Below are 13,939 nucleotides of genomic sequence, written 5' to 3' on the forward strand. Positions count from 1 at the left end.
CATCCAATGTCACGGATGTCTGACGCGGCGTCCACCGCAGCCGCCATTTCCCTCCAGCGCTTCGCAGCAGCCCGGCCCTACCTGAGCACCGCGCTGACCTGGTGCGTGCTCCACGGGCTCGTCGCATTGGTGTATTTCGGCGGTGCGCTGCGCGTGGCCGTGGAGCGGCTGGCGCCAGGGCTTCGCCCCCTCCTGCTCGCGGGAAGCTTCGCCCAGGCGTTGTTCCTGGGGCTGGTGGCCTTTCTTGGAAGCCTCCCCCTGGCCTTCCTGCTCGGCCACCGCTATCGCTTCGCGCTCCCGATGCTGACGGCGGTGGGCGGCGTGCTGCTCGGGCTGGACGCGCTGGTGCTCAACTCACTGGGCTTCCACATCAACGGCCTGGTGCTGGCGGTGGCGCTCCAGCCGCATGCCCTGGCGGAGACGGGGCTGTCTTCGTCGGAGGTGGCGCTGTTGGCCGGGGCGATGGTGGCCACCCTCACGCTCGACGCGGCGGCGGGCATCTGGTTCCTGCGCCGGGGCTTTGGCCCTCGCCGGGTGGCGCGCGCGGTGGTGCTGATAGCGGCCCTGTGCACCACCGAGCGGTTGGTCAGCGCGTCCCTCGTCTTCGCCCATGGCGGCGCCGTGCAGCACGCCACCACCACCCTGCCCCTCCAGGCACCGGTGCGGATGAACACCTTGCTGTCGCGCGTCACTGGCAAGATGCCGGCGTCCGGCCTGCGCCTGGGCGTGAGCCCCGAGGCGGGCGTGCCCGCGGCGAGCATCGACCCCGCGGAGGTGCGCTTCACCCGCCGTCCCGACATCGTCGTCGTCCTGGTGGAGAGCCTGCGTGACGACTTCTTCACCGCCGACGTCATGCCGAACATGTGGCGCAGGGCGCAGAGCGGCACGCGCTTCCTGCATCACCACAGCGCGGCCAGCTCCACGGACTACTCGCTGTTCAGCATGTTCTTCGGGCTGGAGGCCCAGCGCCGCGATGCCGTGGTGGGCGCGGGCCGCACGCCCCTCCTCTTCCCCGCGCTGGCCCACAATGGCTACCAACAGTCCTTCTTCGCCGCGTCCTCCGTTGACTGGATGGGCCTCAAGGACACCGTCTTCCGCGACGTGACGGGAGGCCTGCGCACGGACTACACGGGCCGCAGCCACCTGCGGGACGAAGCCATGGTCCGCGACGCGCTGGCGGCCGTGGAGGCCACGCCTCAGGACACGCCGCTGTTCCTGTTCGTGTTCTTCGCCGGCACGCACTTCGACTACGACTACCCGCCGCGCTCCGAGGTCTTCTCGCCCGCCTGGAATGGCAAGGGCGGACTCGCCACGGCGCGCGTACCTCCCGAGCATCTCAAGGCTCGCGCGTGGAACGCGGCCTACGAAGTGGACACCAAGGTCGAAGAGCTGCTGACGCGCATCGAAAGCCTGCGCGGCGCGCGTCCGCTGATTCTCTTCACCGGCGACCATGGCGAGGAGTTCCGTGAGCACGGCCGCGTAGGCCATGCCAGCGACGTGACGGCCTCCCAGCTTCACGTGCCCATGCTCGTGTTCGACGACCAGCTTCCCGTGGGCCAGGTCGACGCCGTCACCGGACACATCGACGTGGTGTCCACGCTCTTCGACCTGCTGGGAGACACGCACAGCCCGGCGATGCTGGGTGACGGTATTCCGATGACACGGCCGGACCCGCAGCGATACCTCCTCACCACCGTGGGTTGGGAGGCGCGTTACGCGCTCATCGGCAAGGAGCTGAAGGTCCATTTCGGCGCGGGGCGGCCTGGCACCGTCATCACCGACCTGCGCGACCGTCCCCTGGCCGATGGCAAGGAGCGCCTCGCGGCCGAGGCCCCGCGCATCCTCCGCCGACTGAGAGGGACGTCGGAGTCGACGCTTCCCGACTCCGCCACGGCCACGGACATGCCCTGACGGTACCTCGCGGCGGGCCCTGGGGCGGTGCTCACACGCGCCGCTTCAGAACCGGAGCTTCACACCCAGGGCCAGCGTGAAGAGCTCGACGTTCACGGTGGAGGGATTGCGGATGAACTGCACCAGCCGGTAGTCGGTGGCGACGAGCTCGAAGTACCCCTCCACGAATCGCAGGTTCAGCGCCTCCACCGGGCGCCCCGCGCTGGCGCCCAGCAGCAGCGCGGGCCGGATGGCGGTGCGGAACCAGTAATAGCCCTGGTCGTAACGGCTGGGCAGGCCCGCGAAGTAGTCGTCGCCCACCGTGTAGGTGAGCATCGCGCCCACCATGAGCGGGCGGACGGTCCACCCTGCCGCATCGAACAGGAAGGGGCGCCACTGCCCCTTCAGCGTGAAGGTGAAGAAGTCTTCCCCCGCCAACGCGGGCGGCGCCCAGCCCACCAGCAGCGCGGCCTCCACGGTGTCGTCGAGAAAGCTCCAGCCCGGCCCCGCGGAGAGAAAGCCGATGGCGCCCGCGAACTGCATCGCCGCATGGTCGGGCACGTACCAGGGTGACGCCTCGTGCGCCGGCTCCGGCCGCGCCTCCCGCGCCGCCAACAGCAGCGCCGCCACCAGCGAGGCTCGGAGACTCCCGTGCGCGGCCATCAGAAGGTGGCCCTCTGCACCTGCACCGAGGTGCCATCGACGTCCACCCAGAGGTAGCTCCGGCCCTTCATCGAATCGGTGGTGACGTACCGGACATCGTGCGCATGGACGTCGTGGTACTGGTGGACGTGGCCGTGGAAGGAGATGGCGACGCCCTTCTTCTGCTGGAGCTTCACCAAGGGCTCGGCGAGCGCATCGTCAAAGTCCCCGTTCCCAGGAGGCACGTGGGAGAAGGTGAAGGTGTTCATCACCGCGGGCGCCGGTGCGAGCGCCGTCTTCAGCCACTGCAGGTTCGGGATGTCGCCCGGGAAGCCGTACTCGCGGGAGTTGGAGTCGAAGAAGACGAAGCGGGTGCCCGAATACGTGAAGGAGAAGGACTCCGGTCCGAAGGTGCGCCGGTAGAGCTTCTGCCCCATGCCCAACGCGTCATGGTTGCCCATGACCACGAAGAACGGGACCTTCAAGCGGGACAGCAGCTCGACGCCCCACTCGTACTCCTGCGTGCTGCCGAACTCCGTCAGGTCGCCCATCTGCACCACGAAGTCGACGCCGCGCTGCTCCAGGTCCCGCATCGCCGCCGCGGAGTCATCCAGGAACAACTGCATGTCGCCCACCACCGCGAAGCGAAAGGCCTGCTTCGGCTTCGCTCCGAACAGCCGCTCGAGCGAGCGCGCATGCAAGTCCCGGTGGGGTCCCCGGAGTTCATAGGGGTGGAACTCGAAGGCGCCACAGCCCGCGCACACCAGTAGCAATGTCACCCAGACGCGCACGGATGCACGCTAACGTCGGCCTCCCGATGCTTCCATGGAATGCGACACCCGAATCCGGAGCACGCGGCGACAAGGAGCAGCCATTCTCACGCGCCATATGAACTGGACTCAGGCGCCCTCCAGCGACCTTCTCGCCTCGCGCATGACGGCGGTGCCGTGAGCGCACCTCTGTCGACATGGGAACTGCTGCATTGGGTGGCCACGAAGCCCACCCGGAGCACTCGGGAAGACCTCGACGCGCTGCTCGCGCGAGCGGATTTCACGCAAGTCGCCCGGGACGTCCTGGTGTCGGGCCCCCCTTCCGAGAAGACCACGGCCTTGCGAGTGCTCCGGAAGCTGGCGACGCCCGAAGCCCATGCCCTGGCCCGGCTCGCGCTTCGCGACGAAGCGGCTGACGTCCGGGTCCTGGCGGCTCGCGTGCTGGCGGGCACACAGGACGCCGCGGACTGGCGGAGCCTCCAGGAGGCGCTGGATGATACCGAGCCCTCCGTGCAGCACGCCGTCATGGACTCGCTCGCGAGGATGAATCCGGCGGCCGCGAGCGACCTCTTCCTCGAGCGCTTCGAACGTGCCCCTTTGGCGGAGAAGCTGAACGCGCTCGCCACCGCGCAACGGCTGGGGCTCCCCGAATCCGGCGCCCTGGCCCGGCTCGGCCTGGCTTCGACCTCTTCCACCCTCAGGGCCGCGGCGGTGGCCCTGCTCGCGCGAGAAGGCGAGGCGACAGAGGGCCTGCTCATCCAACTCCTCACGGATACCGCCGAAGACGTGCAACTCGAAGCCCTTCACGCGCTGTCCCGTCGTGCACACGTGCCCGCCAGCGTCTTCGTCCCACTGCTTTCCGCGTCGTCCCCATTACAAGTCCGCCAACAGGCGCTTCGGTCGCTCGTCCTGCGTGGCGACGCCAGTGCTTGCGAACCCATTTGCCGGCTGCTGACGGCCCCTGAATCTTCGCTCCGCAGAATGACGATTCTCGCCACCGCACGGCTCGGCTGCTCCGGTGCGACGCGCGCCCTGCTGGAGATGCTGGCCCGGACACGCGACGAAGATGAACGGGCGGACCTCGTCACCGCGCTCGGTCAACTCGGTGGACCCGAGGCATGGGAGGCGCTTCGCCAGGCACTGTCGGATGAATCCCTCCGCGTCAGGCGCGCCGCCATCTCCGCCTGGACCTCGGACGCCGCACCACCAGACGCAACCACGGTGATGCTGGAGCACCTGCGAGGTGCCCCCGACATAGAAACGCGGAAGGCCGTTGTCCTGGCCCTTCTGAACAACCGCCCGGAGATGGCCCACCGCGCCCTGCGGCTCGCGCTCGAGGACTCCGCGCCCGAGGTCCGGCGGATGGCCGTGCGAGCCCTGGGCCTCGAGGCCAGCCCAGAGGCCCTTCAAATCCTGCGCGAGCACCAAGCCACCGAACGTGACCCAGACGTTCTGCGGCACCTGGGCGCGGCGCTGGAGCGACAGCAAGCCCCTGGCGACACGCCTATCTCAGTGGACTCGCCCGCCGAACGTCTCCTCTTCGACCCGGCGCGAACGGGACAGCATGTGGCGGAGTGGCTCGCGGTCCCCGAACGCTACCCCGCGACCGAGCGCTTCTACTTCTACGCAGGCGGAAACCTGGAGCAACTGGGCACCGACAGCCGACTCCACGCCTTCCAGTACACCGCGCTCGGAGACCAACTCCACATTCAACCCGAGGGCGCACCCGGCCGAAGCACGGCCTTCACCGTGACGCCCGAGCCGCCAGCCTCCAACGGCATGCCACACCGCTTCCGCCTGGAACTGGCCCGGGACATCCTCTTCGGAACGGACGCACCGCGAACGCTGCACTTCATCGAGCCCAAGCAAACCGACACAGCGTCGGACGACGACTTCTGACGCCCCGGGCGCCCCTTACGCCGCGGCGGACCGGGCGCCCTCCCAATCCTCCACCTCGTAGAGGAACTTCGAACCGCCTATCAGCTTCCGGTTGGCCGAGGTGCTCTGCACGAAGACGACGTACTTCTCCAGGCTGGAGGGCCGGATGCGCACCGTCTCGCCGGGCGGCAGACCAAGCATCTCCCGGGCCCGCTCGCCGCTGTAGAGGTCGCCCGTCTTGCGGTCCATCAGCACCACTTCCTTGCGGCCCTGGATGGTCTCCGTCTTGGTGAACTCGTAGAAGCCCCGGCCCGTCTTGAAGCCCAGTCCGTTCTCGTGCACGAAGTCCTTGATGGGCTGGGTCCGGTCCACATCCAGCACCTGGAAGCGGCCCGGAGGCACCGCGCGCAGGTCCGCCTCGCCATGGAGCGGCGGCGCAGTTCGCTGGAGCATGGTGCTGAACATCACGTTGAGGCCGCGGCTCATGCGGCCCTCGCGCACCACTTCCTGCTCAAACGATTGAAGCTGCACGTCCGAGGCCTGCTTGTAGCAGACGGCCAGCAGCAGGTCGGTGACGTAGGCGAACTGGTCCAGGCTCAGGTGGAAGCCACCCGACTTCTCCGCCAGCTCCTTGTAGAAAGCCGTCGCATGGCGGCGCGCCAGGGCTTGCACGCCATACACTGGCACGCCCATCCGCCCCAGCGCGGCCACCTCCTTGCGCCAATCCAACTGGTGGGGATTCTGCGAAGGCCCATGGGGTACGTCGTCGCCAATCAATACCAACGCCCGCGTGTACCCGACCGTCCAGGACAGGCTTTGCGCCTGACGCAGCACGAACTCGTAGCATTCGGGCGCATCGCCCCCGCCCGTCTGCTCCACACGGTCCACGAAGCGGACAACGGCGCTCTCGTCGTCCGTCAGGTCCAGCATCTTGGTGACATACGTGGAGCCCGCGTCGCAGTAGTCCCCGTGGGCGATGATGCCGATGCGGATGCCCGGAATCTCCTTCATCAACCGGGACACGGTGCCCCGCAGCTTCTTCCGCACCTGCGCCAGACACGGATACATGCTGCCGGTGGTGTCAAAGCTGAAGACGATTTCGACGCGGTTATCAATGACTGACGTGCTCATTCCGGTGCCCCCTCGTGACCGCCGACGAGGACAAATCTACGCGCCGGGTCTGACATGAATCAGGCCTGGAGACGGCTCGGGAAACGAGGGCTGGACGGGCCTTCGTCGACCCGATGTCACGCAATCGCACCTGCCGCTTGCCCTGGACGCCGCGCGACCGCAGCATGCGTGCCCATCGTGTCCGCCACCGTCGAGCCCCCATCCCCGCATCGTACGTACACCGAGCGCCGTGCCGCCGCGCAGGCGGAGCTGACCGCGCTGGACCGCGTGAGCGCCCGCTACGCCAATTTTCGAACACTCGCCTTCCTTGCCGCGGCCGGCGTCGCGGGCTTCGTGCTGGCGGGGCGTCTGCCCAAGGTGTGGTGGTGGGCCAGCGCCGCCGCGTTGGTGCTCTACGGCGTGCTCGCCATCCTCCACCACCAGGTCTTCCGCCGCGAGGCCCGGACGAAGCTGTATGTGACGCTCAACGAGCGCGGACTGGCGCGGCTGGGGCCCGGCTGGCACGACTTCACCGAGCGCGGTGAGCGCTTCCTGTCCCCCAGCCACCTGTACACCCCGGACCTGGACGTCTTCGGCCAGGGCAGCCTCTTCCAGCTCCTCAACGAGACGGCCACGCGCGCCGGAGAAGAACGGCTGGCGGCGTGGCTCTCCGCCCCCGCGTCCGCCCAGGAGGTCGAAGCCAGACAGGGCGCCGCGCGCGAGCTGGCGCCCAACCTGGACTTCCGCCAGGACCTCTGCGTGGACGCGCGGGACGCCTCGCGTGAGAAGGCGGACCCGGCGCTCTTCATCCAGTGGGCGGAGCTGGGTCCGCAACTGAACTCCATCCGCTGGGCCCGGCCGGTGGCGGTGGTGCTGCCCCTGGTGACGCTGGCCGTCTACGTCCTGGGCAAGTTCGAGGTGCTGCCCGAGTCTGCCTTCTGGGTGGGGCTGGCCGCGCAGCTGGGCGTGGCTGTCATCACCCGCCGCCCGCTGAAGGTCATGGACGAAGGCGTGGAGGTGGGTGAGCGCGGCTTCGTGCGCTACGCCCCCATCTTCGAGCGCGTGGAGGCCCAGCGCTTCGAGCACCCGCGCCTGAAGTCGCTCCAGTCCGGCCTCCAGCAGCCCGGCCAGCCGCCCGTGTCCGAGCACTTCAAGCGCTTCAGCCGGCTGTTCTCCTTCATCGAGTTCAAGCGCCACCAGTTCCACCCCCTGATTCACTGGCTCACGCTCTGGGACATCCACGCGCACTTCGCGCTGGAGCGCTGGCGCGAGGCCCACGGCAAGCAGCTGCGCCAGTGGTTCGAGGCCCTGGCCGAACTGGAAGCCCTGTCCTGCGTCGCGGGCCTCGCCCATGACCGGCCGGACTTCACCTGGCCCGTCATGGCCGCCAGTGGCCCCTGCGTGGAAGCGACGGCGCTGGGCCACCCGCTGCTGGACGCGCCCGTGCCCAACGACGTGTCCCTGCCCGGCCCGCGGCACGCGCTGCTCATCACCGGCTCCAACATGAGCGGCAAGACGACGCTGATGCGCGCGGTGGGCGCCAACGTGGTGCTGGCGTTGGCGGGCGCGCCGGTGAGCGCGAAATCCTTCCGCCTGACACCGCTCCAGACGCTCACCAGCATGCGGGTGAAGGACTCGCTGGAGCGCGGCGTCTCCTACTTCTACGCGGAGGTGCAGCGCATCAAGGCGGTGCTGGACGCGGCGCAGGCCGCGCGCGGGCAGGTGCTGTTCCTCCTGGACGAAATCCTCCTGGGGACGAACACGCGCGAGCGGCAGATTGCCTCGCGCGAGGTGCTGCGCCTGCTGCTGGGCACCGGCGCCATCGGCGCGGTGACGACGCACGACTTGTCCCTGGCGGTGCTCGCGGACGAGCCGGGCGCGCACGTCGTCAACGTCCACTTCCGGGACCACCTGGAGGCCGGGAAGATGATGTTCGACTACAAGCTGCGCCAGGGCGTGGTGGACACCACCAACGCCCTGCGCGTGCTGCGCCTGGCCGGCGTGCCGGTGGACGACCCGGACGAAGCCGCGACGGCGCGCTGAGCCCGAAACGACACGGGCCCCGGGGTTTCCCCCGAGGCCCGCGCTTGAATCAGTGACTCACGTCGAAGCAGTGACTACTTGGGCGCCTCGATGAGGGCGGCGAAGCCCATGCCGCCGCCGATGCACATGGAGACAACGCCGTAGCGGCCGTTGCGGCGCTTCAGCTCGCGCAGGATGGTGGCCACCATGCGCGCGCCGGAGACGCCCAGCGGGTGACCCAGGGCGATGGCGCCGCCGTTGGGGTTCACCTTGTCGGCGGGGATGCCCAGCTCGCGCACGCAGTACAGCGCCTGCGCGCCGAAGGCCTCGTTCAGCTCGAAGACGTCGATGTCCTCGACCTTGAGCTTGTTCTTCTCCAGCAGCTTGCGGACTGCGGGAACCGGGCCGATGCCCATGATGTCCGGGGGCACGCCCGCCACCGCGGCGTCCACGAAGTAGCCCAGCGGCTTGACGCCCAGCTCCTTCGCCTTGGCCTCGCTCATCACCACCGCGGCGGCGGCGCCGTCCGTCAGCGGCGACGCGTTGCCGGCCGTCACCACGCCCTTGGGGTTGAAGGCCGGGCGCAGCTTGGCCAGGCCCTCCTGCGTGGTCTCCGGGCGCAGGATGGTGTCCACCGTGACAGTGACGTTCTGCGCCACGCCGTCGTCGTCGTAGTACGTCGTGGTGACGGGGACGATCTCCTCCTTGAACTTGCCCTGCTCGCGCGCGGTGGCGGCACGGCGCTGGCTCTCGGCGGCGAACTTGTCCGAGTCCTCACGCGACACGCCGTAGCGCGACGCGATGTTCTCCGCGGTGGCGCCCATGGAGGTGTAGATCTCCGGCAGACGCTCCATGGCCTCGGGGTTGGCGCTCGCCTTGTTGCCGCCCATGGGGACCATCGTCATGGACTCGGTGCCACCACCGATGCCCACGTCGTACATGCCCGCCTGGATGGCCTGGGCCACCTGGGCGATGGCCTGCGAACCGGAGGAACAGAACCGGTTGATGGTCATCGCGGGCACCGTGACGGGCAGGCCCGCCAGCAGCGTGGCCACGCGGGCCACGTTCATGCCCTGCTCGGCCTCCGGCATGGCACAGCCCAGGACGACGTCACCGATGTCCTCCGGCTTCAGGCCGGGGACCTGGGCAACCGCCTCCTTGATGGCGATGGCGGCCAGGGTATCCGGCCGGGTGTCCTTGAACTCTCCCTTGTGGGCGCGGGTGAAGGGCGTGCGGACCGCGCTGGCAATCACGACTCGACCAGCCATTTTGATGTCTCCTTGCCCGGGGGGCACCCGGGCATTCAGCGAATCTCAGGTTCAGTAGCCTATGGATACTGGCCGGCCGTCAGTTCCGCAGCGGCTTGCCCTTCTCGATCATGTGCTGCAGGCGGTCCTGGGTCTTCTCCTCGCCGCACAGGCTCAGGAAGGCCTCCGCCTCCAGCTCCAGCAAGCGCTCTTCCGTCACGAGCAGCGACGGGCTGGTGTTGCCACCCGTCAGCACCTTCGCCAGCTTCTGGGCGATCTTCCGGTCGTGCGCGCTCACCTGGCCGTTGAGCTCCATGTCGTAGAGCATCATGTCGATGGTGGCCGCGCCGCTGGTGCCCGGCAGGCGGAAGCGCGTGGGACGGGGCGCCTTGAAGCCGGCGTCCGCCATGCCCAGCACGCGGGCCTTCGCGTCGGACAGCAGGAAGTCCCGGTTGGCGCTGATGCCATCCGAGTGCGTCAGGAAGCCCGCCTCACGGGCCTCCTCGGCGCTGGTGGCGACCTTCGCCATGCCGATGGTGAGGAAGATCTTCTTCAGGAAGGGGAAGAAGTCGAAGTCCTTGTCCGTGCCGAACGGGCCGTACACGTTGCGCAGCAGCTGCATGTTGCCGCCGCCGCCCGGGATGAGGCCCACGCCCACTTCCACCAGGCCCATGTACAGCTCGGCGCTGGCCTGGATGGCGTTGCCACCCATCGTCACCTCGGCGCCGCCGCCGAGCGTGAGGTTGAAGGGCGCCGTCACCACCGGCACCGGGCTGTAGCGCATGCGCTGGTTCACGGCCTGGAAGCCCGTCACCAGCTTGCGGATGGACTCGAACTCGCCGCTCTTGGCCGCCCACAGCAGCGCCACGATGTTCGCGCCCGCGGAGAAGTTGGACCCGTCGTTACCGATGACGAGGCCCTTGTGATTCTTCTCCGTCTCGTCCAGCGCGGTGTTCATCATCTCGATGATCTGGTCATCGATGGAGTTCATCTTGGTGTGGAACTCGAGCAGCGTCGCGCCGTCGCCCAAATCCCACAGCGTGGCCCCGTCGTTGCCGGCGATCTTCTTGTTGCCGCGCTTGAGGTACTCCACGCGCTGCGTGCGGGCGTTCTCCGGCACCACCTTCACGGACTTGGACGGGATGTCCCAGTACGTGTCCTTGCCGTTCTCCACGCCGTAGAAGGACGTGCGGCCCGCGGCCAGCATCTCCTCCACCCACGCGGCCGGCTTCAGGCCCAGGGCCTTCATCCGCTCCACGCCCTTCTTCACGCCGTAGGCGTCCCAGACCTCGAAGGGCCCCAAGTCCCAGCCGAAGCCCCAGCGCACGCCGCGGTCCACGTTGACCACGTCGTCGGCGATCTCCGGGATGCGGCGGCTGGTGTAGGCCAGCACGTCCAGGGTGACGCCCTCGGCGAACTTCGCCGCCTTGTCCTCGGCGTTCATCACGGAGGCCACGCGCTCACGCACGTCCTCGATGTCACGCGCGGCGCCTAGCGACTCGTAGCGCACCTTCGCCTGCGGCCGGTACTCCAGCGTCTTCAGGTCGAGCGCGAGGATCTCCTTGCCCTGCTTCTTGTAGAAGCCGCCGCCGCTCTTGTCGCCCAGCATGCCCTTCTCCACCATCTTCTGGAGGAAGGCGGGGCTCGCGAACACCTCACGCTCTTCGTCGTGCGTCAGCGTGTCGTAACAGTTCTTCGCCACGTGGGTGAACGTGTCCAGGCCCACGATGTCCGCGGTGCGGAAGACGGCGGACTTGGGACGGCCCATGGCCGGGCCGAAAATCTTGTCCACCTCTTCGATGGACAGCTCCGCCTTGTCCATGGCGGCGATGGTCCGCATCATCCCGTACACGCCAATGCGGTTCGCGATGAAGTTGGTGGTGTCCTTGCCGTAGACGATGCCCTTGCCCAGCACCTCTTCGCCAAAGCGGTGCAGCGTCTTGAGCACCTCCGGGGAGGTCTCCTTGCCGGCCACCAGCTCCAGCAGCTTCATGTAGCGGACGGGGTTGAAGAAGTGCGTGACGAGGAAGTTCTTCTTGAACTCCGCGCCGCGGCCCTCGGTCATGCCCACAATCGACATGCCGGAGGTGTTGGAGGACACGATGGTGCCCGGGCGGATGAGCTTCTCCACCTTGGCGAACAGGTCCTGTTTGATCTTCAGGTCCTCCTTCACCACCTCCACCACCCAGTCGCACTCGGCGATGCGGTGCAGGTCGTCCTCGAAGTTGCCCACCTCGATGTTGGTGAAGACCTCACCGGAGACGATGGGGCTCGGCTTCTGCTTGCGCAGGTTGGCCAGCGCGCCCTGGGCGAACTTGTTGCGAAACGCCTTCGAGGAGGTGTCCTCGCCCGGCGCGGCCTTGGGCGGAACGATGTCCAGGAGGAGCGCACGCACGCCCGAGTTGGCCAGGTGCGCGGCGATGCCGCTGCCCATTACTCCGGCGCCCAGCACAGCCACTTTGCGGATCCGCGTCGTCATGTGGAAAAGGCTCCCTGTTGGGAAGGAGGGGATTGCACAAATGTAGGCGATTGACCCGAAAGTCAATCGGATCGGACGGCCAGGGCGCTCGCCACAAGAGGACAAGCCGACTAGATACCGGCCCTCCATGGCTCGCCTAGACCCGCACTCGTACAACGACAGCACGCAGCCTGAGACGGAAACCCTGGACTGGAGGGCCCGCGTCGATTTCAAGACGCAGCGGCTCCACGCGGAGGTCACCCACACCCTCAAGGAAGCCTCGGCCGGGCCGCTGGACCTGGATACCCGGGATTTGGAAATCCGTGACGTCGTCGACGCCGCGGGTCGCCCCTTGCCCTACATCCTCTCCCCTTCCGAGCCGATTCTCGGCAGCCGGCTGCGCATCGAGCTGCCGGTGGGGCTGCGGCAATTCACCGTGCGCTACCGCACGGCTCCGCACGCCAGCGCGCTCCAGTGGCTGACGCCCTCCCAGACAGCCGGGGGGCAACACCCCTTCCTCTATAGCCAGTGCCAGGCCATCCACGCCCGAAGCGTGGTGCCGCTCCAAGACACGCCGCGCATCCGCATCCGCTACACCGCGTCGCTGCGGATTCCCAAGGCGCTCAAGGCCGTGATGGCCGCCAGCTTCCTGCGGCGCGACGAGCACGGCGTGGAGGCGGAGGAGCACTACGAGATGCCCCAGCCGGTGCCGCCGTACCTGCTGGCCTTCGCGGTGGGCAGCCTGGCGCCGAAGGAGCTGGGGCCGCGCTCGCGCGTGTGGGCGGAGCCGGAGTTGCTGGAGGACGCGGCGGAGGAGTTCTCCGGCGTGGACGACATGCTGCGCGCCGCGGAGTCGCTCTTCGGGCCCTATGACTGGGAGCGGTTCGACCTGCTCACCATGCCGCCCTCGTTCCCCTACGGTGGCATGGAGAACCCGCGACTGACATTCCTCACGCCCACGCTCATCACCGGGGACAAGAGCCTCGTCAACGTGGTGGCGCATGAGCTGGCGCACTCGTGGACGGGCAACCTGGTGACGAATGCTTCGGCGGAGCACTTCTGGCTCAACGAAGGCTTCACCGTCTTCGCCGAGCGCCGCATCCTGGAGGCCCTGGCCGGTCCGGAAGTGTCGGCGCTGCACGGCGCGCTGGGCCGCCGCGCGCTGGACTCCGCGCTGCAGCACTTCCGCGCGCACCCGCAGCTGACGTCGCTGCGCACCCACCTGGCCGGCGTGGACCCGGACGAGGCCTTCTCCCAGATTCCCTACGAGAAGGGCTACCTGCTGCTGCGCGCCATGGAGGACGCGGCCGGTCGGCCCGCCTTCGACGAGTTCCTCCGCCGCTACCTGGCCACCTACCGCTTCCGCGCGCTCACCACCGAGGAGTTCGTCGCCTTCGCGGAGAAGGAGCTGCCCGGAGTGCTGACCAAGGTGGACGCGGAGGCGTACCTGCACCGGCCCGGCGTGCCCCCGGGGGCGCCGTCACCGCGCTCGCTGCGCTTGGAGGCCATGGACGCGCTCCGAGGCAAGGTGCCCACGCCGGAGCAGGCGAAGGACTGGACGCCGGCTGAGTGGCAGCTCTACCTGGAGTCACTACCCCAGGAGACGCCGCGGGACGTCTTCCAGCAGCTCGACGCGCGCTTCAGCCTCACCCAGAGCCGCAACTCGGAGGTGCTGGTGGCGTGGCTGGTGTCGGCGCTGCGCGCGGACTGGGAGCCGGCCGTGTCCCGCACCGAGACGTTCCTCGGCGAGGTGGGCCGGATGAAGTACCTCAAGCCGCTATACGGGGTGCTCTCCGCGTCGCACACGCACCGGAGCCTGGCGCGCGCGCTCTTCAAGAAGCATGGGGAGCGCTACCACCCCATCGCCCGTCAGGGCGTGGAGCTCATCCTGTCGCGCGCCTGAGTGCGCGCGAGCAGGACGG

The 13,939-nt window shown here is 68.4% G+C and carries 9 protein-coding genes; 4 read left to right on the forward strand and 5 right to left on the reverse strand.

Annotated elements, in window-relative coordinates; genetic code table 11:
• The first annotated feature begins 6 nt into the window (after positions 1–6).
• Entirely contained in the window at positions 7–1,911 is a 1,905-nt protein-coding gene (locus tag BHS09_RS26310; protein WP_237079836.1) for a sulfatase-like hydrolase/transferase, read from the forward strand.
• Between the two features lie 45 nt (positions 1,912–1,956).
• Here the strand turns inward: BHS09_RS26310 and BHS09_RS26315 are convergent, their stop codons facing one another.
• On the reverse strand, positions 1,957–2,553 hold the full coding sequence (locus BHS09_RS26315; RefSeq protein ID WP_140799439.1) for a hypothetical protein: 597 nt from the start codon (positions 2,551–2,553) through the stop codon (positions 1,957–1,959).
• Positions 2,553–3,323, reverse strand: coding sequence for a metallophosphoesterase family protein (locus tag BHS09_RS26320; RefSeq protein WP_140799440.1), 771 nt, complete (start codon positions 3,321–3,323; stop codon positions 2,553–2,555). Before BHS09_RS26320 ends, BHS09_RS26315 begins: the two co-directional genes overlap by 1 nt.
• Positions 3,324–3,479: 156 nt before the next feature.
• On the opposite strand from BHS09_RS26320, the gene BHS09_RS26325 reads away from it, so the two are divergent.
• Entirely contained in the window at positions 3,480–5,201 is a 1,722-nt protein-coding gene (locus BHS09_RS26325) for a HEAT repeat domain-containing protein (protein WP_140799441.1), read from the forward strand.
• Between the two features lie 15 nt (positions 5,202–5,216).
• On the opposite strand, the gene BHS09_RS26330 is transcribed toward BHS09_RS26325, so the two are convergent.
• Positions 5,217–6,311 carry a vWA domain-containing protein gene (locus BHS09_RS26330; RefSeq protein ID WP_140799442.1) on the reverse strand — a complete coding sequence of 365 codons (1,095 nt, stop codon included), beginning with the start codon at positions 6,309–6,311 and terminating at the stop codon, positions 5,217–5,219.
• Between the two features lie 177 nt (positions 6,312–6,488).
• On the opposite strand from BHS09_RS26330, the gene BHS09_RS26335 reads away from it, so the two are divergent.
• The gene (locus BHS09_RS26335) at positions 6,489–8,333 is read left to right on the forward strand and encodes a MutS-related protein (RefSeq protein WP_174258900.1); all 1,845 of its coding nucleotides are present in this window, start codon (positions 6,489–6,491) and stop codon (positions 8,331–8,333) included.
• 74 nt (positions 8,334–8,407) lie between these two features.
• Here BHS09_RS26335 and BHS09_RS26340 read toward each other — a convergent pair whose 3' ends face one another.
• Complete coding sequence (locus BHS09_RS26340; RefSeq protein ID WP_140799444.1) at positions 8,408–9,580, reverse strand: thiolase family protein; 1,173 nt, start codon at positions 9,578–9,580, stop codon at positions 8,408–8,410.
• Between the two features lie 79 nt (positions 9,581–9,659).
• A complete protein-coding gene (locus BHS09_RS26345) occupies positions 9,660–12,038 on the reverse strand; it encodes a 3-hydroxyacyl-CoA dehydrogenase/enoyl-CoA hydratase family protein (RefSeq protein ID WP_140799445.1) in 2,379 nt (792 codons plus the stop codon).
• A 127-nt stretch (positions 12,039–12,165) separates the two neighbouring features.
• Between BHS09_RS26345 and BHS09_RS26350 the strand changes: the two genes are divergently transcribed.
• Positions 12,166–13,920, forward strand: a complete 1,755-nt coding sequence (locus BHS09_RS26350) for a M1 family metallopeptidase (RefSeq protein ID WP_140794270.1) — start codon at positions 12,166–12,168, stop codon at positions 13,918–13,920.
• Positions 13,921–13,939 lie beyond the last annotated feature (19 nt).

Origin of the sequence: Myxococcus xanthus (assembly GCF_006402735.1) — a bacterium.
Classification (GTDB): Bacteria; Myxococcota; Myxococcia; order Myxococcales; family Myxococcaceae; genus Myxococcus; species Myxococcus xanthus_A.